The sequence below is a fragment of the Aureimonas sp. Leaf324 genome (genome assembly GCF_001423245.1).
In the GTDB taxonomy this organism is placed as follows: Bacteria; Pseudomonadota; Alphaproteobacteria; order Rhizobiales; family Rhizobiaceae; genus Aureimonas.
Map to the genome: position 1 here is coordinate 49,830 of NZ_LMOH01000029.1, position 18,236 is coordinate 68,065.

Genomic DNA, 18,236 nt, shown 5'->3' on the forward strand with positions numbered 1-18,236 from the left:
GTCCCCGGTTCGTGTTCAGTCCACGACCCGGCCGACAAAGGGAAGTTCGCGGAAGGCGTGGCCGACGTCCATGCCGTATCCGACCACGAAGACGTCGGGGCAGTCGAAGCCGACATGCTCCGCCTCGATCGCGGCCGCGCGCTTCATCTTCTTGTCGAGGAGAACGGCGATCTCGCAAGCCGTGGCGCCGCGCTTCAGCATCAGGTCGCGCGCAAAAAGGAGCGTGCGGCCCGATTCCAGGATGTCGTCGACGATCAGCACCTTGCGGCCCTCGATCGCGCCCTCGACGTCGCGCACGATCCTGACATCGCCCCCGACGGTGCCCGCGCCGTAGGAGGAGAGCGAAATGAACTCCATCTCGGGCGCGACGCCGTGTCGATGCAGCGCGCGGATGAGGTCGGCGGCAAAGACGAACGAGCCCTTCAGCACCGCGACGACCAGAAGATTCTCCGGCTCCTTGGCTGCGATCTCGGCCGCCATCCGGTCGATCTCGCGCGCGATCGCCTCCTCGCCGAAGAGGACCTCGAGTTCGCGCCCGCGAACCCGGATCATCGGACCACCTGCGGGGCGGCGGCGACGCGCACGCCCGTCTCAGCTGTCCCGTGGCGCACGGGTTCGCCCGGCAGGAGCGCGAAGACGGCGAGCGCCGCCAGCGCGACGCCGGCCGGCAGCGCGAAACGGGTCAGGCCCGGCGTTGCGGGCGCGAACCGGGCTGCCGCCTCCAGCGCCGCGCCCCAGCGGGGCATCGACGGCGATGCGAAGGACGAGCGGCCGCCCGTTGCGCCGCCCGATACGACGTGGCCCTCGATCACGAGGCCGCGGGCGTTGCGCCAGTCGTCCTGATGCCGGTTGCGGCGGGTTTCGCGGTGGATCGGCTCCATGCCGCCCTCCTTCCGAATGGGGATCGCGCGCGAGATCGGCGCGACAGGTCAGGATTCGGTAAGCTCCTATGGTTAACGGAAGCTTGTGGGATCGAGAACGCGGCCCGAATGCGGCCGGAATGATGGATCAGGGACGGGGTTCGGCGCCGCGCGGCGCCGATGAGACAGGGAGGCCGGGGCGGCTTGATACGGTTCGAGAACGTGGGCCTGCGTTACGACATGGGACCGGAAGTCCTGCGCGACCTGACCTTCGAGATCCGGTCGAAGTCCTTCCAGTTCCTGACCGGCCCGTCGGGCGCCGGCAAGACCAGCCTCCTGCGCATGCTGTTCCTGGCGCTCAAACCGACGCGCGGCATGATCACCGTGCTCGGCAAGGACGCCTCGACCCTCAAGCGCACCGACCTGCCGGCGATCCGCCGCCGCATCGGCGTCGTGTTCCAGGATTTCCGCCTGCTCGACCATCTCACGACCTACGAGAACGTCGCGCTTCCCCTTCGCGTGCGCGGGCGCGAGGAAGCGAGCTACCGGCGCGACGTCGAGGACCTCATCAAGTGGGTGGGGCTCGGCGAGCGCATGGACGCTTCGCCCGTCGTGCTGTCGGGCGGCGAGAAGCAGCGCGCGGCGATCGCGCGCGCCCTCATCGACCGGCCCGACATTCTCCTCGCCGACGAGCCGACCGGCAATGTCGACCCGCCGCTCGCCCGCCGCCTTCTGCGTCTGTTCATGGAGCTCAACCGCACCGGCACCGCGGTCGTCATCGCCACCCACGACCTCGGCCTGATGGATCAGGTCGAGGCGCGCCGCCTGATCCTCGCCGAGGGGAGGCTGCAGATCTATGACTGATCCGCGCGCCCTTCTCGCGTGGTGGCGCGCGCGCGCCGAGGCGCGGCCGACCCCGATCGTGCCGCCCGGCAACGTCGCGGGCCGCGCGCTCCTCACCGTGATCGCCATCATGACCTTCCTCGCCAGCCTGACGCTCGGCGCCGTCACGCTCGTCGCCGACACGGCGGCCGATTGGCAGAGCGAGATCGCGCGCGAGGTGACGGTGCAGATCCGGCCGGACGAAGGTCTCGACATGGCCGCGGCGCTGGCAAAAGTCCGTGAGACGGTGCTGGCCGTTCCCGGCGTCGTGTCGGCGAGCGCGCTCGACGACGCGGCGACCGGCCGGCTTCTGGAGCCCTGGCTCGGCGAGGGCCTCGACCTCGACGAACTGCCGGTGCCGCGCCTCGTGATCGTCGGCATCGACGAGCGCTCGCCGCCCGACTTCCAGCGCCTGCGCGAAGCGGTGCGCGCGGTGGTCCCCCAGGCGAGCCTCGACGACCACCGCGCCTGGGTCTCACGCCTCGTCTCCATGGCCCATGCGACGGTGCTGATCGGGATCGCGATCCTCGGCCTCGTGATGATCGCGACCGTTCTCACCGTCGTCTTCGCGACGCGCGGCGCGATGACGGGCAACCGCCATATCATCGAGGTCCTGCATTTCGTCGGCGCGCGCAGTGGCTTCATCGCGGGCGAGTTCCAGCGCCACTTCCTGAAACTCGGCCTGATCGGCGCGGTGACCGGGGGCGCCTGCGCCTTCCTCGTGTTCCTGGCGATCGGCCAGTGGACGCGCGCCAACCAGGCGACGCCGGAGGCCGACCAGATCAGCGCGCTGTTCGGCTCGTTCGCCATCTCCTGGTGGGGCTATGGCGGCACTGCGGCGCTGGTGGTCTTGATCGGCGTCTTGACCGCACTCACCTCCCGCATCACGGTCACCAGCCAATTGGCCGCGATCGACATGCTGTCGCCGGTGGACGGATGAGAATGAATACGAGCGACCGCTCTGAACGCGAGGCGGTGCGGTGAGGGCACTGGAGGAACGGCGCAGCCGCTGGCCGCGCCGCATCGCATGGCTCGTGCTGTTCGCGGTCCTGGCGAGCGGCGCCTATCTCGTCGGCGGCTTCGCGCGGTTCGCGAGCGACGTCGCGGCCCTCTCCGCGCCGCCGACCGCCGCCCATGCCGATGGAATCGTGGTGCTGACGGGCGGCGAGCAGCGCCTGCGCAAGGCGATCGGGCTCCTGCGCGAGGGCGAGGGGAGGCGGCTCCTGATCAGCGGCGTGAACCGTGACACGAGCGCCGGCGCCATCGCGCGCGCCACCGGCACCGAGATGGCGCTGATCGACTGCTGCGTCGATCTCGACTACGAGGCGATGGACACGATCGGCAATGCGGAGGCGACGGCCCGCTGGGCCAAGGAGCACGGCTTCGCGCGGCTGCTGCTCGTCACCAGCGACTACCATATTCCCCGCTCGCTCCTCGAAATGAGCGGCGTGTCGGACCCGCCGGCGATCGTGCCCTATCCCGTGTCGCCGGAGAAGCTCTGGCGGCGGGATGGCTGGCCGACGCGGCTCGGCCTGCGCCTTCTCGTCACCGAATACGCCAAGGTGCTGGTGGTGAAGGCGCGGCTGGCGACGGGCGTCGATCTCTCGACCTTGGGCGGCAGCACGCATCATCGCGTGGCCGAGCGGTCGGACTAGGCGCGGCCCCCGGCTTCCCTCGCGCCACCGCACCCCTTAAGAGAGGGCGCCCGCCGATGGGTCGCCGCACTTGCCGAGCCGTTCGCCCGATGATCACCCTGCGCTCCGTCCTGTTCCAGGTCCTGTTCTACACGCACCTGATCGGACAACTCCTCATCAACCTGCCGGTGTTCTTCCTGCGCTCGGAAGAAGCCCGCTGGCGGACGGTGAAAGGCTGGGCCCGCAACAGCCTGTGGCTGCTGCGCCATGTGGCGGGAACGCATTCCGTGGTCGAGAAGGCGGACCTCGTGCCGCACGGCCCGTGCATCGTCGCCGCCAAGCACCAGTCCTTCTGGGACGTGATCGCGCTGCTTCTGGCGGTCGAGCGGCCGACCTTCATCCTCAAGAAGGAGCTGATGGGCATTCCGGTCTTCGGCTGGTATGCGCAAAATCTCGGGATGATCCCGGTGGACCGCTCCCGCCGCGCGGCCGTCCTGCCCTCGCTCTTGGCCGGCGCGCGCAAGGCGGTGGCGGAGGGGCGGCAGATCGTGATCTATCCGGAGGGGACCCGCTCGGCGCCCGGCACCGCGCCGAACTATCGCCCCGGCATCCACTACCTCTACGCAGAGCTCGGGCTCCCCGTCGTGCCGGTCGCGCTGAATTCCGGCCTGTTCTGGCCGCGGCAGGCGGTGCGCCGCGAGCCGGGGACGATCCGGGCCGAGTTCCTGGAACCGATCCCGCCGGGGCTGGAGCGCGAGCCGTTCATCGGGGAGTTGCGCGACCGGATCGAGGCCCGCTCGCTCGACCTCGTCAAGCGCGCCTATGCCGAGCGGCCGGACCTGCCGAAGAGCGATCTGGTGACGCGGCTCCTCGCCGATCCCGATCCCCATCCGGTGGTCGAGGAGCGCGCGCCGGCCGGCACGCAGGGGCTCTAGAGCCGCGCGGCGACGCCTTCGAGCCAGCGATCGCTGAGGCCGAGCGCGCGGATCTCGGCGAGCGCGGACAACACATAGTCGCGGTTGGCGCCGGACTGGCCGTGCGAGCGGCCGACGAGCGCTGCCGCCGTTTCCACCGACAGCCGGCCCGCATATTGCGAGTGGCCGCGGTCCACGACATAGGCGAGCGCGCGCACCGGCCGTCCGTCGAGAAGGCGCACCGGCAGGGTCGTCTCGAGATAGACGCTGGTCACGAGTTCGCGCTCGCGAAGATACGCGATCGTCGCCTCGGCGCGGCTCGCCGCGACACGGAACGCCATGCCGACGCAGGAGCCGCCGCGGTCGAGGCCGAACACCAGCCCCGGCCGCTCGGGCGTGCCGCGATGGACGTGGGAGTAGATGCAGAGCGAGCGGTGGAAGCCCGCGAGGCGCGCCTTGGCGCGCTCCTCGTACTCGAAGCCCGGCCGCCAGATCAGCGAGCCGTATCCGAACACCCACAAATCGTCCATCGCTCTTGCCATTCCCGTTCCCGGCGCTTCATGAAGGCGCCGGTTCGGCCGTGCAGAAAGGATGCCGGGATGGCAAGGTCAAGGGCGGATGGGGAAACGGGCCGTCGCTCCGGCGCGGGCAGGGTCTTCGCGGGCGTCGCGATCCTCGTCGTCGTGCTGGCGGCCGCCCTCACCGGTGCCTGGTACTGGCTGGCGGGCGAACTCGACCGCCACGTCGCCTCGGCGCTCGATGCCGCGGCGGGCGGCGGCACCACGATCACCTGCGACAACCGCGGCGTCTTCGGCTACCCCTTCCGCATCGGCCTCTCCTGCGACAGCGTCGGCGTCGACGCGCCGGAGAACGGCATCCGCCTGTCGGCCGGCTCGCTGCGCACCGCGGCGCAGGTCTACCAGCCCTCGCACATCGTCGCCGAACTCGCCGGCCCCTTGCGCGCCACGGTTCCAGACCTTCCGACGATGGAGATGAACTGGTCGCTCGCGCAGGGCTCGACGAGCCTCTGGAGCGAGGGGATGGAGCGGGTCTCGATCGCGGTCGACCAGCCCGTCCTGTCTGCCGTCGGCGAGGCGGGGGCGCTGACGCCGCTCGCCCGCTCGGCGCGGCTCGAGACACATGCCCGCCAGAACGGGGCGGGGCTCGACTTCGCCCTGTCGGATACGGGCGTCGTCGCCACCATCCCGCCGATCGGCGACATTCCCGCCTTCGATCTCGCGGCCGACCTCACCGTCGACGGGGCGGCGGACTGGCTGCGAGACGGGGTGCCGGGCGGCCGGATCGGCCCGGCGCTGCGTGGGCAAGCCGGCCTCATCCGCACGCTTCGCCTCACCTCGTCGGTCGGGGCGACGGTCGACGTCTCCGGCCCGTTCCGCGTGTCGCAGACCGGCGAGATTTCGGGCGACTTCCGCCTGGGGCTGCAGAACCCGCAGGCGATCGCGCAGCTCGTCTCGGTGCTCGTGCCCGGCACGGCCGGCATCGCGTCCACGATCGCGGGCGGCATCGGTCTCGTCGGGCGTCAGGAGAACGGCCAGACGGTGCTCGACGTTGCGGTGCGCGACGGCGAGGCGCGCCTCGGGTTCATTCCCCTCGGCCGCCTGCCGCGCATCTGATCGAAGTCCTTATTCGCCGGGCGCGCCGGCCTCGTTCCACGGGTCCTTGCGCGGCTTGAGGCGCCCGAAGTTCGCTTCTTCCGTATCCTGGCCGGCCTGCACGATGGATCGGCGGATGGCGCGCGTGCGGGTGAAGAGGTCGAACAGCGCATCGCCGTCGCCCCAGCGGATCGCGCGCTGGAGCGAAGCGAGGTCTTCCGAGAAGCGGGCGAGCATCTCCAGCACCGCCTCGCGGTTGGTGAGGAAGATGTCGCGCCACATCGTCGGGTCGGACGCCGCGATGCGGGTGAAGTCGCGAAAGCCCGACGCCGAGAACTTGATGACCTCGGACTGCGTGACGGTCTCGAGGTCGGCGGCCGTGCCGACGATGTTGTAGGCGATGAGGTGCGGCACGTGGGAGACGATCGCGAGCACGAGGTCGTGGTGCTCGGGCGTCATCGTCTCGACCATGGCGCCGGTCGCCAGCCACAGGGCGCGCAATCGCTCCGTCGCCCCCTCGTCGGTCTCGGGCAGGGGGGTGAGGATCGTCCAGCGATTCTCGAAAAGCTCGAGGAAGCCGGCGTCCGGGCCGGACTGCTCGGTGCCCGCGATCGGATGGCCTGGTACGAAATGGACGTGGGCCGGCAGATGCGGCTGCATCTGGTCCACCACCGCCTTCTTCACCGAGCCGACATCCGAGACGATCGCGCCCGGCTTGAGGGCCGGAGCGATCGCCGCCGCCGCCGCGCCGCACGAGCCGACCGGCAGGCAAAGGATCACGAGGTCGGCATCCCGCACGGCGTCCGCCGGATCGAGATGGTAGCTCGTGCCGAGCCTGAGATCCTCGGCGCGGCGCAGCGTCGCCTCGCGGCGCGTGGCGATCGAGACGTGGCGCGCAAGGCCCCGGTCGCGGATGTTGATCGCGATCGACGAGCCGATGAGGCCGATGCCGATCAGCGCGATCTTGTCGAAGAGCGGTTCGGTCATTGCGCGAGGAAGTCCTTCAGCGCCGCGACGACGCCCTCGTTGGCTTCGCTCGAGCCGACGGTGAGGCGCAACGCGTTGGGGAAGCCATAGCCTGCCACGCGCCGCAGGATGAAGCCGCGCTCGGTCAGGAAGGCGTCGGCATCGGCCGCGGTGCGGCCGGCCTCGTCGGGGAAGTGGACCAGCACGAAGTTGCCGACCGAGGGCGTGACCCGGAGGCCGAGCTCCGGCAGCTCGCGCGCCAAGCGCTCGAGCCACGCGTCGTTGTGCGCGACGGTCTTCTCGACATGGTCGCGATCGCGGATCGCGGCGGCGCCCGCGGCGATCGCCATGGCGTTGAGGTTGAACGGCCCGCGGATGCGGTCGAGCGCGTCGACGATGGCTTCGGGGGCGAGCATCCAGCCGATGCGCAGCGCCGCGAGGCCGTGGATCTTCGAGAAGGTGCGCGTCATCACGACATTGTCGAACGCGGCGACGAGCTTTTCGCCCGCCTCGTAGTCCTCGCGCCGGACGTATTCGGCATAGGCCGCGTCGAGAACGAGGAGGACGTGACCCGGCAGCGCGGCATGCAGCCGGCGGATCTCCGTCTCCGGCAGATAGGTGCCGGTCGGGTTGTTCGGGTTGGCGAGGAACACGATCTTCGTGCGTGTCGTGACGCAGGCGAGGATCGCGTCGACCTCGGCGCGCTCGTCCCACTCGCGCGCGACCACCGGCGTCGCCCCGGCGGCGCGAATGTAGATGTCGTAGACGAGGAACCCGTGCTCGGTGTGGATCGCCTCGTCGCCCGGCGACAGGAACGCCTGCGCGAGAAGCCCGAGAAGCTCGTCCGATCCGTTGCCGCACAGGATGCGCGAGGGGGCCAGCCCATGCACCTCGGCGATCGCCGCCTTCAAGGCGCCGGCCTGCCCGTCGGGATAGAGTTCGAGATGGGCCGCCACGTCGCGCAGCGCCGCCTGCACGTCGGGCGAGGCGCCGAACGGCGTTTCGTTGGACGAAAGCTTGTGCAGCTTGACGCCCGTCGGAGCCTTGCTCTTGCCCGGCACATAGGCCTCGATGTCGAGGACGCCGGGCTTGGGCTGGGGGCGCGCGGGAAGGCTGGTCATGGCGGGTCCTGACGGTCGGCCTGTGGGAGACATGCGCCCGCGCATACTCCCGACGGCCCGCCCTGTCGAGACGGGAGGGTGCCGCAGACCTGGGAGAGGGGGTGTCGGGTCGGCAAGGTTCAGCCCGGCCGTCGCACCCGATGACCTCGCTCATCCAACCTTTTCGGGCGGACGGGATCTGACCGCCGGAGTGCGTCGACGCCCTGGCCGATAGGCCCGCGATCGGTCGCGTCCGGATCCTTCCGGCCGTTCCGGAACCGTTCGCACGATCCCGATCCATGGTCCGGGGCGCCCTCGGCGCAACAATCCGTTGCGCTGCGGGACGGTCGGCGATAGCACGAGCCATGTCGATCATCGCCGATCCCGCCAACGAGGAAACCCTGAGCGCGCGCGAGGCACGCCAGCCGTCCTCGAAGGTCGCCTTCTTCGGCGAGGACGAGCCGCTGCGCCTCGACGCCGGCCGCACCCTTTCGCCCTTCCACATCGCCTACGAGACCTATGGCGAGCTCAACGCCGACAAATCCAACGCGATCTACGTCTGCCACGCGCTGACGGGCGACCAGTACGCGGCGAGCCCCAACCCGGTGACGGGCAAGCCCGGCTGGTGGACGAGCCTGATCGGGCCGGGAAAGCCGATCGACACCGACCGCTTCTTCGTCGTCTGCTCCAACGTCATCGGCTCCTGCATGGGCTCGACGGGGCCGGCCTCGGTCGACCTGTCGACGGGGCTTCCTTACGCGCTCGACCTGCCGGTGCTGACGATCGGCGACATGGTTCGGGCGCAGGCCATGCTGATGGATCGCCTCGGCATCGACCAGCTCTTTGCCGTGATCGGCGGCTCGATGGGCGGCATGCAGGTGCTGCAGTGGACGGTGGCCTATCCGGCCCGCGTCTTCGCGGCGCTGCCGATCGCCACGGGCGCGCGCCACTCCTCGCAGAACATCGCCTTCCATGAGGTCGGGCGGCAGGCGGTCATGGCCGACCCCGACTGGCGCGGCGGGCACTATCTCCAGGCCGGCACGCGGCCGCACAAGGGGCTGGCCGTCGCGCGCATGGCCGCGCACGTCACCTACCTGTCGGAGGCCGCGCTCCACCGCAAGTTCGGCCGCAACCTGCAGGACCGCGAGAAGCTCGGCTTCGGCTTCGAGGCCGACTTCCAGATCGAAAGTTATCTCCGCCACCAGGGCATGACCTTCGTCGACCGCTTCGACGCCAACGCCTATCTCTACCTGACGCGTGCCATGGACTATTTCGACATCGCGGCCGAGCACGGCGGGCGGCTTGCCGACGCCTTCAGAAACGCGAAGACGCGCTTCTGCCTCGTGTCCTTTTCGTCGGACTGGCTGTTCCCGACCAGCGAGAGCCGGGCGGTCGTCCATGCGCTGAACGCCAACGCCGCCTCGGTCTCCTTCGTCGAGATCGAGACAGACAAGGGCCACGACGCGTTCCTGCTCGACGAGCCGGAGTTCACCGGCGCCGTGCAGGGCTTCGTGTCGGCGGCCGCCAAGGCGAGGGGATTGCGATGAGTGCGGTGGAGAGCCGGCCCGTGCCGACGACGCCGGGCGTCGCGTTCGAGGACGCCGGCGCGCGCGTCGACCTGCGCACGATCGCCGAACTCGTCGAGCCGGGAAGCCGGGTTCTGGATATCGGCTGCGGCGACGGCTCGCTGATGGAACTGTTGCAGGCGCGGCGCGGGGTCGACGCGCGCGGCATCGAGCTGTCGCAGCCGGGCGTCAACGCCTGCGTGCGACGCGGCCTGTCGGTGATCCAGGGCGACGCCGACCGCGACCTCGTCCACTATCCCGATGCCGCCTTCGACTATGCGATCCTGTCGCAGACGATCCAGGCGACCGACAACCCCAAGCTCGTGCTCGCCGAACTCCTGCGGATCGGCCGGCGCGCCGTGGTGTCGTTCCCGAACTTCGGCCACTGGTCGGTGCGCTCGTCGCTCTTCTTCAAGGGGCGGATGCCGGTGACGAAGAGCCTGTCCTATTCCTGGTACGACACGCCCAACATCCACTTCTGCACCATCCGCGACTTCATCGAACTGACGCGCGAGGTCGGCGCCGAGGTGGAAAGCGCGATCGCGCTGGATTCGACCGGCAAACGTCTGGGGCTGAGCATGCCCTGGTGGTTCTGGAACCTTTTCGGACAGCAGGCGGTGTTCGTCCTGAAACGCTGACCCCGTGTCATTTTTGCGTGTGGAACTGGATGGTTTCGAATGCGTGTCTGTCGGGCGCCGTTCCGCCCCGTCGGAAGACTGGAGACCGAAAGTTCGAAAGTGCGACGGTATCCGGTTCCGAAAATTGTCGTCTCTGCCAGGCGGATATCCCGACGTCATGAGTTTTGATGAGATCTCGGCATTTTTGATTCACATGTTTCGCATCGTCGTGGGTCTTGCGACCGTTCCAGCGCTATTCTTTCTGACCGGCGTCGCCGTGTTCGCGCTGGCGACCGGCGGCGGGACGGAACAGGATCTTCAAGAGGCGATGCAGGTCAGCGGCATCTCGTTCGCCCTCATCGGTGCCATTCTGTTTGGCTGGGTCGTATTCGGTCTGCGCGGTGCGAAGCGCGTCGTTTCGGCCGTGCCGTGCGTCGGACTGTTTCTATTCGGCCTTCTCGGCGTCATCAGTAGCGACCACACCTATTTCGACCGCGCCAACCCCGACTACGCCCGGATTGCAGAACAACTCGGACAGGCCGTCCAAAGGGCCCGTCAGGGCGCAACGGATGCCGATGGCCTCGACCTCTCGACAATCCACGGAGGAAACTGGCGAACCGCTTGTCTCTTCGGGGGATACACCTATCCAAGCCGGACGATGCAGAGATTGGGCGCGAGGATCGATCCGCAGGATATGAATCGGCTCGCTCGACTTCGAGATCGCCTCGGCAGCCTCTCGGAAGTCGAGGAGTTCGACGCGATGGTCGCCTACGTCACTCCCGACGGTGGGGCCCGCTTCATCCACATTGAGGGTGCCTTCGGGTCCATGGGTCAGCACTTCGAGCGCTGTATCGAGAAGCCGTTGACCACGATCGCTTTGTAGGAACGCCCGATCGGTCTCGATCCGGCGCTCTTCGAAAGTCGGTGGTCCTGAACCCAGTTCAAAGCCCCACCGCCTTCATGCCCGCTTCCGGGTAGCGCTCGCCGGCGGCCGCTCCCGCCGGGAAGGCCTCGTCGATCTCGGCGAGATCGTCGGCGGTCAGCTCGACATGGACAGCCTCCGCGTTCTCCTCGAGATAGCGCATTCGCTTGGTGCCGGGGATCGGCACGATGTCGTCGCCTTGCGCGAGCACCCAGGCGAGCGCCAACTGCGAGGGGGCGGCGTTCTTCCGCTTGGCGATCGCCTTCACCGTGTCGACGAGCTTCAGGTTCTTGGCGAAATTATCCGGCGAGAAGCGCGGGCTCCCTTTCCGGAAATCATCGTCCGGCAGATCCTCGGGCGTCTGGAAGCGGCCGGTGAGGAAGCCGCGGCCGAGCGGCGAATAGGGCACGAAGCCGATGCCGAGCTCGCGCAAAGTGGGCAGGATCTCGGCCTCCGGGTCGCGGCTCCAGAGCGAGTACTCGGTCTGGAGGGCGGCGATCGGATGCGTCGCGTGCGCGCGCCGGATCGTCTCGGGGCCGGCCTCCGACAGGCCGAGAAAGCGCACCTTCCCTTCCTCCACGAGGCGGCCCATCTCGCCGACCGTGTCCTCGATCGGAACGTTCGGGTCGACCCGGTGCTGGTAGTAGAGGTCGATATGCTCGACCCCGAGGCGCTTCAGGCTGGCGTCGCAGGCGCGGCGCAGGTAGTCCGGTCGGCCGTTGATGCCGAGGCGCTCGCCGTTCGCTCCGCGCACGTTGCCGAACTTGGTGGCGAGCACCACACGGTCGCGCCGACCCTTCAGCGCGCGCCCGACGAGCTCCTCGTTGCGCCCGACGCCGTACATGTCGGCCGTGTCGAGGAAGGTGATGCCGAGGTCGAGCGCACGGTGGATCACGGACAGCGATTCGCCGTCGTCGCCCGCGCCGTAGAATTCCGACATGCCCATGCAGCCGAGGCCGAGGGCGGACACTTCGAGATGGGGGCCGAGCCTGCGCTGTTCCATGGATGCACTCCTGATCGATGGCCGAGGCCCGGAGCTAGGGTGCCTCGGGCGGCTTTTCGAGGTGCAGCGCCGGACGACCCTGCGGCACGAGGACCGGGCGCATTGCGCGGATGCGGCTGCGCTCGCGGCTGGTGACGGGAATGCCGCGATAGACGAGCTTCACCGCCTCGATGACGATCGCGCCCGCGAAGATCGGCCAGAAGCGGCGCCCGGCGCGATCCCAGGGGCCGGCGAGGTTGAGGAGGCGTTCGCGGCGGAATGGCGGAAAGAACAGCGCCTCCGAGAAGCCGGCGGGCGTGAACTGCGTGTCGCGCAGGAGGCGGGTCGCCTGCGCGCGCGACCAGGGGCGGCCGGAGCCGAAGGGCGTGTGCTCGAAGCGCGACCACATTCCGCCGCGGCTCGGCAGCACCATGACGAGGCGCCCGCCGGGCGCGAGGACCCGCCAGGCCTCGCCCAGCATCTCCGCCGGGTCCTCGGCGAACTCCAGCGCGTGCACCATGAGGATGCGGTCGACGGCCGCGTCGCCGAGCGGCAGTTCGGCGGGGTGGACGAGGGCGGCGAGCGACGGACGGTCGAGGGGCCAGTTCACCGCGCCTTGCGCGGCCGGCATGAAGGCGAGCGTGCGCTCCGACTCGCCGGTCAGCCGGTCGAGATAGGGGGTGACGTAGCCGAGCCCGACGAGGCGCTCGTCGCGGATCGGCTTCCACACGGTGCCGAGCGCCATGGCGAGCGAGCGCACGCAGGCATCGCCGAGCCGCGAGGCGTAGAAATCGCGCAGGTCCACGATGTCGGCGTTCACGGTCGTCATCCGCTCTCCCGGTGCAGGGCTCGCGCCCTACCTAGCGCGGGCAAGGCCAAGGCGCGAGGTTTGCGATGTCAGCGTATCCGATTCGGCAGTTTCCCTGCCGCGAGACCAATTTCGGTCTTCTCCTGCACGATCCGCAGGCGGGAAACACGATCGCGATCGACGCGCCGGAGGAGGGGCCGATCCTCGAAGCCCTGGAGCGCGAGGGCTGGCGCCTGACCCATATCCTGACCACCCATCACCACGGCGACCATGTCGCGGCGAACGCGGCGCTGAAGGCGCGGTTCGGGGCCGAGGTCATCGGCCCCGAGGCCGAGCGGGACCGCATTCCCGGCATCGACCGAGGTGTGCGCGGCGGCGACCGGTTCGAGATCGGGTCGCTCGGCGTCGAGGTGATCGACACGCCCGGCCACACCGCGGGGCACGTCGCCTACTTCGTCCCGCGCGCCAACGCGCTGTTTGCCGCCGATGCCCTCTTCTCGCTCGGCTGCGGCCGGCTGTTCGAGGGCGATGCGGCGACGATGTGGACAAGTCTCCAGCGCCTGCGCGCGCTGCCGGACGAGACGCTGCTCTATTGCGGGCACGAATACACCGCGACCAACGCGCGCTTTGCGGTCGACGTCGATCCCGGCAACCTTCTCCTGCAGGAGCGGGTGAAGGAGGTCGAGGCGCTGCGCGTGCGGGGCGAGGCGACGCTGCCCGTCGCGCTGGGGCGCGAGAAGCGCACCAACCCGTTCCTCAGGGCGGACGACCCGGAGCTTCAGGCCGCCTTCGGCATGGCGGGCGAGGACCCCGTCGCCGTGTTCGCGGCGCTTCGCCAGAAGAGGAACGGATATTGAGGGCGCGCGACGTCATTGCGGCGCTGAAGCTCGAACCCCATCCCGAGGGCGGCTGGTATCGCGAGACGTTCCGCGACACCGCCACGGACGAGACGGGGCGCGCGCGCTCGACCGCGATCTATTTCCTCTTGGATCTCGGCGAGACGTCGGAGTGGCACCGCGTGACGGATGCGGCCGAGACCTGGGCTTGGCATGCTGGCGCGCCGCTCGTCATCACCGTGTCGCCCAACGGGCACGACGCCTCGGCCCAGCGGCTGGGGCCCGGCATCCTCACCGGCGAGGCGCCCCAGTTCACCGTCCCGGCGGGCTGGTGGCAGACGGCGACGAGCCTCGGGGAATGGACGCTCGTCACCTGCACCGTCGCGCCGGGTTTCCGGTTCGAGAGCTTCGAGATGGCGCCGCCCGACTGGCGGCCGACGCCGCGCTCGCCGCGCTCGCGATAGCGCGGCGGACGAGCGGTCTCAGAACTCTTCCCAGTTGTCCTCGGCCGCTGCGGCATGGGAGCTTGCCTTCGCCTGAGCGACGCTTCGCATCTGGGCCACCGGCCGCGAGGTCGCCGGGACCGGGCGATGCGGAGCGCGCGCGGGCGCCGCCTCGGCGGCGAGGCCCCCGGCACGGGTGCGGAAGCGGCGGGTAAGGGCGGCGAGCTGCTCGGTCTCGGCCGAGAGCGCCTGCGCGGCGGCCGTCGTCTCCTCGACCATCGCCGCGTTCTGCTGCGTGACCTTGTCCATCTGGTCGGCGGCGGTCGACACTTCGCGCAGCGCCACTGCCTGCTCGCGGGCCGAACCCGCGATCTGGCCGACGATCCGGTTCATGTCGGCGACCTCGCCCATGATCTGCTCGAGGCTGCGCCCGGAGGCGGTGACGAGCTCGACGCCCGCATCGACCTGGGTGCCCGAGGCCGAGATCAGCGTCTTGATCTCCTTGGCGGCCTCGGCCGAGCGCTGGGCGAGTCCGCGCACTTCCTGCGCCACCACCGCGAACCCGCGTCCCGCCTCGCCGGCTCGCGCCGCCTCGACGCCGGCATTGAGCGCCAGAAGGTTGGTCTGGAAGGCGATCTCGTCGATCACGCCGATGATGCGGCTGATCTTGCCGGAGGAATCCTCGATCTCCGCCATGGCGGCCATCGCGCGCGCCACGACCGCGCCGCCGGCCTCGGCGTTCTTCTGCGTGGCGGCGGCCGATCCTTGCGCCTTGGAGGCGCCCTCGGCGGTGCCGTTGACCGCACGCGTCACCTCACCGAGCGCCGCGACGGTCTCCTCGAGATTGGCGGCCTGCTGCTCGGTGCGCTGGGCGAGATCGTTGGACGCGTTGGAAATCTCGCCGAGGCCGAGGCGGATCGTCCCGATCGCGCCGACCACCGCGCCGATCGCCGTCTCCAGCGAATCGACGGAGGCGTTGAAGGTCTGGCGGATCGGCTCGAACTCGGGCGCGACGCCCGCGTCCATGCGCACCGTCAGGTCGCCTGACGCGAGGCGTTCGAAGCTGGTCTCGACGAGGTGGACGAAGGCGCGCAGGTCCTCGGCGCGGGCGCTGTCGATCGCCGCCTGGCGTTCGCGGGTCGATGCCTGCGCCATGCGCGAGGCTTCGGCCTCGGCCTCCAGACGCTCCTTCGCGATCGCGGCGGTCTTGAACACCTGCACCGTCTCGGCCATGGCGCCGATCTCGTCGCGGCGTCCGAGGCCCGAGACCTCGACGGACTTGTCGCCTTCGGCCAGACGCCGCATGTCGGCCGTGAGGCGGATCACGGGCTTCGAGATCGAGCCGGCGATGGCGAAGGCCGCCCCGCACAGCGCGGCGAGGATCACCGCGCTCCAGCCGGCCGCCTTGTAGAGCGAGGAGCGGAACAGCGTCTCGAGGTCGTCGACGTAGACGCCGGTTCCGACCGTCCAGTTCCAGGGCGCGAACTGGGTGGTGAAGGAGAGCTTGGGCTGCGCCACGTCCTCGCCGACGCGGGTGCGATAGTAGCTGGTGAAGCCGCCGCCGTTCGCCGCGTTCGCGATCAACGCCCGGATGTGGTAGAGGCCGTTGCTGTCGCGCTCGTCCCAGCCGCTCTTGCCCTCCAGCTTCTGGTCGCCGTGGATGACGCGCGTGCCGTCCGGCAGGAAGGCGAAGACATATTCGCCCTTGCCGTAGCGCGCGTTGCGCACGGCTTCGCGAGCGGCGGTCTGCGCCTGGTCCTGCGTCAAGCGTCCCGCGTCCGCCTCCTCGGCGAAGTGCTTCATCACCGAAACGGCCGCCTCGACCTGCATCTGCAGCATGTGCTCGCGGTCGGCCCAGATCGTCGATCGCAGTTCCATGAGCTGGACCGCCATCACGGCGAGACTGCCCATCGCGGCGAGCGCGATGAGCATGGCGAGCTTGCGCGAAATCGTAAGACGCATGGTGCGGACGCTTCCCCCTTTGATCTTCTTGGAGGGGCAGGATCGCACCGCCGCCTTAATACTCTGTCTGCATTAGTATTGCTGGTGCGCGATCGATCTTGTCACGGCTGATCATCCTGGCGTCATGCGAGGAGCAATGGTGGATGCCGCCAGCGAGGTCGAGTTGCTGCACGCGGGCTCGGCTGGACGACGCCCCCGGCACGGCGCATAAGCCGGAACGGGCGAGACGAAGGGGAGGGCCAAGCCATGCGCCGTCGGTTCATTCAGTGCGATGTCTTTTCGGACGTTGCGACCCGCGGCAACGGGCTGGCCGTCGTGCTCGACGGGGCGGGGCTCGACGACGACGCCATGCAGCGGTTCGCCGCGTGGACCAACCTCGCCGAGACGACGTTCCTGCTGCCGCCGACCGACCCGCATGTGGCCGACTACCGCGTGCGCATCTTCACCACCACGGGCGAATTGCCTTTCGCCGGGCACCCGACGCTCGGCAGCTGCGCCGCATGGCTCCATGCCGGCGGCACACCGCGCGACGCCGTGCTGGTGCGCCAGGAATGCGCGATCGGCATCGTCGAGATCGACCGCGGCGGGTCGGTGCCGGCCTTCGTCGCGCCGCCGACCCGCATCCAGCCGATGGAGCCCGAGCGCCTCGCCGAGACGCTGGCGGCGCTGCGCATTCCGTCCGACGCCGTCCGCCGGGCCGTCCGGCTCGACAACGGACCGACCTGGGACGCGATCGAACTGGAGAGCGCTGAGGCCGTGCTTGCCGCCGACGCACGCGGTGCGAGCTTCCCGATCGAACGCCGCATCGGCCTGATCGGCGCCCATGCGCCCGGCGGGGATGCCGACGTCGAGGTGCGCATGCTCACCGTCTGGCATGGCATCAAGGAAGATCCGATCACCGGCTCGCTCAATGCGGCGCTGGCGCGCTGGCTGGAAGCCGAAGGCCGCCTGCCGGATCGATACACGGCAGCGCAGGGGACGGCGATCGGCCGTCTCGGGCGCGTCCACGTGCGCGCGGGCGGGGCGGGGTGCGTCCTCATCGGGGGTGCCGTGACGATCCTGATCGAAGGCATGCTCGAACTGTGAGTGATTGAGGATCGAGCGGGAGAACCGTCGATGCATCCCCTGTTTCTCGTTCTCGGCGTCCTCACCGGCCAACCGGCCGCCGCGCCGGCATCCGCGATCACCGGAGCGGTCTCGCCGCTTATCCCGAGCCTTTGCCAGCCCATCGAGGGCGGCGCCGGCGAGGGGGCTCCGCTCCGCTGCTCCGGTCTCGTCGGAACCGACGTGTTCCTGCGCGGACCCGAGACGGCGCGCGAGGTGGCGCTCGCAAAGCCCGTGGACTTCCTGCCGCCACCGCCCGCCGGCGGCCGCCTCGGGCGTTCCGTCACCTGGCGGCTCGAGGGCGCCCGGCCGTTCGCCGCGGTCCTGCGCTACCGTTTTCCGGACGCCGTGGCCGCGGCGCCCGATCTCCTCGTCGTCGTCAAGGTTCCGACGGACGGAAGTCCCGGCTGCGTCGCGGGCGCGGCGCAGGACGTCGCGGGTCCCACGGGTTCCGGCCTCGAGCGGGCCATCGCCTTCGCCGACCGCCGCGCGCCGCTGTTTCGCTGCGGCCGCGACGAGCCGGTCCTGGCCGGCGCCGTGTCGGAGCCGGCGCGCGCGATCCTCTCGGCCTGGTTCGGTACGATGCGGCCGGACGGCGGCTGACCGCCCTGGCCGTTTCCGGCTCGCGAGCCTTTGAAAAACGGGGTTTGCATCGAATTCGACGGATTTCTGACGGGATGCGTTAGCCGGTGGCCAGCCATTCTGGCGTCAGATCCATCGGGGAACTCGCCATGTCCGCTTCCGTCCTGTCGGCCAACCCGTCCCGCCGTCGTCAGCGCGCGGCCGTCGCCCCGGCCCCCGAGGCGCTGAAACCCGCGCGCGGCATCATGCTCGGTCTCGGCCTGTCCGCGGTGATCTGGACCGGCATCGGCGCCCTGATCTTCGGCTGATCGCCGCTGCGGACCGTCCTTCGACCGGGTCGAACGGTCGTCATCGTCCTTCGCACGCCCGCTCCGCTTCGGCTTTGCCCCTCGGTCGCGAGGCGGCGGCATCGCTCGATCCTCGCGCCGTGCCACGAGGCGAATTCA

The 18,236-nt window shown here is 69.8% G+C and carries 21 protein-coding genes; 13 read left to right on the forward strand and 8 right to left on the reverse strand.

The window, feature by feature from the left end:
• Nucleotides 1-15 precede the first annotated feature (15 nt).
• Nucleotides 16-552: a hypoxanthine phosphoribosyltransferase gene (gene hpt, locus ASF65_RS19465; protein ID WP_055893136.1), complete on the reverse strand. Its 537-nt coding sequence runs from the start codon at nucleotides 550-552 to the stop codon at nucleotides 16-18.
• On the reverse strand, nucleotides 549-881 hold the full coding sequence (locus tag ASF65_RS19470) for a hypothetical protein (RefSeq protein WP_055893138.1): 333 nt from the start codon (nucleotides 879-881) through the stop codon (nucleotides 549-551). Before ASF65_RS19470 ends, hpt begins: the two co-directional genes overlap by 4 nt.
• A 183-nt stretch (nucleotides 882-1,064) precedes the next feature.
• Here ASF65_RS19470 and ftsE point away from each other — a divergent pair, with 183 nt between their 5' ends.
• The 4 genes from ftsE to ASF65_RS19490 all read left to right on the forward strand — a co-directional run bounded on the left by ftsE (nucleotide 1,065) and on the right by ASF65_RS19490 (nucleotide 4,311).
• On the forward strand, nucleotides 1,065-1,724 hold the full coding sequence (ftsE, locus tag ASF65_RS19475; RefSeq protein WP_055893141.1) for a cell division ATP-binding protein FtsE: 660 nt from the start codon (nucleotides 1,065-1,067) through the stop codon (nucleotides 1,722-1,724).
• Nucleotides 1,717-2,682: an ABC transporter permease gene (locus ASF65_RS19480; RefSeq protein WP_055893144.1), complete on the forward strand. Its 966-nt coding sequence runs from the start codon at nucleotides 1,717-1,719 to the stop codon at nucleotides 2,680-2,682. Before ftsE ends, ASF65_RS19480 begins: the two co-directional genes overlap by 8 nt.
• Before the next feature lie 40 nt (nucleotides 2,683-2,722).
• Nucleotides 2,723-3,397: a YdcF family protein gene (locus tag ASF65_RS19485; RefSeq protein WP_244486850.1), complete on the forward strand. Its 675-nt coding sequence runs from the start codon at nucleotides 2,723-2,725 to the stop codon at nucleotides 3,395-3,397.
• Between the two features lie 89 nt (nucleotides 3,398-3,486).
• Entirely contained in the window at nucleotides 3,487-4,311 is an 825-nt protein-coding gene (locus tag ASF65_RS19490; protein ID WP_055893146.1) for a lysophospholipid acyltransferase family protein, read from the forward strand.
• Here ASF65_RS19490 and ASF65_RS19495 read toward each other — a convergent pair.
• Nucleotides 4,308-4,820 carry a gamma-glutamylcyclotransferase gene (locus ASF65_RS19495; RefSeq protein ID WP_055893149.1) on the reverse strand — a complete coding sequence of 171 codons (513 nt, stop codon included), beginning with the start codon at nucleotides 4,818-4,820 and terminating at the stop codon, nucleotides 4,308-4,310. The genes ASF65_RS19490 and ASF65_RS19495 overlap by 4 nt on opposite strands.
• A 69-nt stretch (nucleotides 4,821-4,889) precedes the next feature.
• On the opposite strand from ASF65_RS19495, the gene ASF65_RS19500 reads away from it, so the two are divergent.
• On the forward strand, nucleotides 4,890-5,924 hold the full coding sequence (locus ASF65_RS19500; RefSeq protein WP_055893151.1) for a DUF2125 domain-containing protein: 1,035 nt from the start codon (nucleotides 4,890-4,892) through the stop codon (nucleotides 5,922-5,924).
• 9 nt (nucleotides 5,925-5,933) lie between these two features.
• Here the strand turns inward: ASF65_RS19500 and ASF65_RS19505 are convergent, their stop codons facing one another.
• Together ASF65_RS19505 and hisC are read right to left on the reverse strand one after the other, a co-directional pair.
• Nucleotides 5,934-6,890, reverse strand: a complete 957-nt coding sequence (locus ASF65_RS19505; RefSeq protein WP_055893155.1) for a prephenate/arogenate dehydrogenase family protein — start codon at nucleotides 6,888-6,890, stop codon at nucleotides 5,934-5,936.
• Nucleotides 6,887-7,990: a histidinol-phosphate transaminase gene (hisC, locus tag ASF65_RS19510; protein WP_055893158.1), complete on the reverse strand. Its 1,104-nt coding sequence runs from the start codon at nucleotides 7,988-7,990 to the stop codon at nucleotides 6,887-6,889. The genes ASF65_RS19505 and hisC overlap by 4 nt, the downstream gene beginning before the upstream one ends.
• A gap of 344 nt (nucleotides 7,991-8,334) precedes the next feature.
• Between hisC and ASF65_RS19515 the strand changes: the two genes are divergently transcribed.
• From ASF65_RS19515 to ASF65_RS19525, 3 genes are all read left to right on the forward strand, one after another.
• Nucleotides 8,335-9,516, forward strand: coding sequence for a homoserine O-acetyltransferase (locus tag ASF65_RS19515; protein WP_055893160.1), 1,182 nt, complete (start codon nucleotides 8,335-8,337; stop codon nucleotides 9,514-9,516).
• Nucleotides 9,513-10,172, forward strand: a complete 660-nt coding sequence (gene metW / locus ASF65_RS19520; RefSeq protein WP_082505864.1) for a methionine biosynthesis protein MetW — start codon at nucleotides 9,513-9,515, stop codon at nucleotides 10,170-10,172. Before ASF65_RS19515 ends, metW begins: the two co-directional genes overlap by 4 nt.
• A gap of 157 nt (nucleotides 10,173-10,329) precedes the next feature.
• Nucleotides 10,330-11,034, forward strand: a complete 705-nt coding sequence (locus ASF65_RS19525) for a hypothetical protein (protein WP_055893167.1) — start codon at nucleotides 10,330-10,332, stop codon at nucleotides 11,032-11,034.
• 58 nt (nucleotides 11,035-11,092) lie between these two features.
• On the opposite strand, the gene ASF65_RS19530 is transcribed toward ASF65_RS19525, so the two are convergent.
• On the reverse strand, nucleotides 11,093-12,076 hold the full coding sequence (locus ASF65_RS19530) for an aldo/keto reductase (protein ID WP_055893170.1): 984 nt from the start codon (nucleotides 12,074-12,076) through the stop codon (nucleotides 11,093-11,095).
• 34 nt (nucleotides 12,077-12,110) lie between these two features.
• Nucleotides 12,111-12,875 carry a methyltransferase domain-containing protein gene (locus ASF65_RS19535; RefSeq protein WP_055893414.1) on the reverse strand — a complete coding sequence of 255 codons (765 nt, stop codon included), beginning with the start codon at nucleotides 12,873-12,875 and terminating at the stop codon, nucleotides 12,111-12,113.
• 74 nt (nucleotides 12,876-12,949) lie between these two features.
• Between ASF65_RS19535 and gloB the strand changes: the two genes are divergently transcribed.
• Complete coding sequence (gene gloB / locus ASF65_RS19540) at nucleotides 12,950-13,720, forward strand: hydroxyacylglutathione hydrolase (protein WP_055893173.1); 771 nt, start codon at nucleotides 12,950-12,952, stop codon at nucleotides 13,718-13,720.
• Nucleotides 13,717-14,163: a cupin domain-containing protein gene (locus ASF65_RS19545; protein ID WP_055893176.1), complete on the forward strand. Its 447-nt coding sequence runs from the start codon at nucleotides 13,717-13,719 to the stop codon at nucleotides 14,161-14,163. The genes gloB and ASF65_RS19545 overlap by 4 nt, the downstream gene beginning before the upstream one ends.
• An 18-nt stretch (nucleotides 14,164-14,181) precedes the next feature.
• Here ASF65_RS19545 and ASF65_RS19550 read toward each other — a convergent pair whose 3' ends face one another.
• Nucleotides 14,182-16,104 carry a methyl-accepting chemotaxis protein gene (locus tag ASF65_RS19550; RefSeq protein ID WP_055893179.1) on the reverse strand — a complete coding sequence of 641 codons (1,923 nt, stop codon included), beginning with the start codon at nucleotides 16,102-16,104 and terminating at the stop codon, nucleotides 14,182-14,184.
• Between the two features lie 246 nt (nucleotides 16,105-16,350).
• Here ASF65_RS19550 and ASF65_RS19555 point away from each other — a divergent pair, with 246 nt between their 5' ends.
• The 3 genes from ASF65_RS19555 to ASF65_RS21600 all read left to right on the forward strand — a co-directional run bounded on the left by ASF65_RS19555 (nucleotide 16,351) and on the right by ASF65_RS21600 (nucleotide 18,098).
• Complete coding sequence (locus tag ASF65_RS19555; RefSeq protein WP_055893182.1) at nucleotides 16,351-17,190, forward strand: PhzF family phenazine biosynthesis protein; 840 nt, start codon at nucleotides 16,351-16,353, stop codon at nucleotides 17,188-17,190.
• 30 nt (nucleotides 17,191-17,220) lie between these two features.
• On the forward strand, nucleotides 17,221-17,811 hold the full coding sequence (locus tag ASF65_RS19560; protein WP_055893185.1) for a hypothetical protein: 591 nt from the start codon (nucleotides 17,221-17,223) through the stop codon (nucleotides 17,809-17,811).
• Nucleotides 17,812-17,939: 128 nt separating this feature from the next.
• Nucleotides 17,940-18,098, forward strand: a complete 159-nt coding sequence (locus ASF65_RS21600) for a hypothetical protein (protein WP_156369398.1) — start codon at nucleotides 17,940-17,942, stop codon at nucleotides 18,096-18,098.
• The last annotated feature ends 138 nt before the right edge of the window (nucleotides 18,099-18,236 follow it).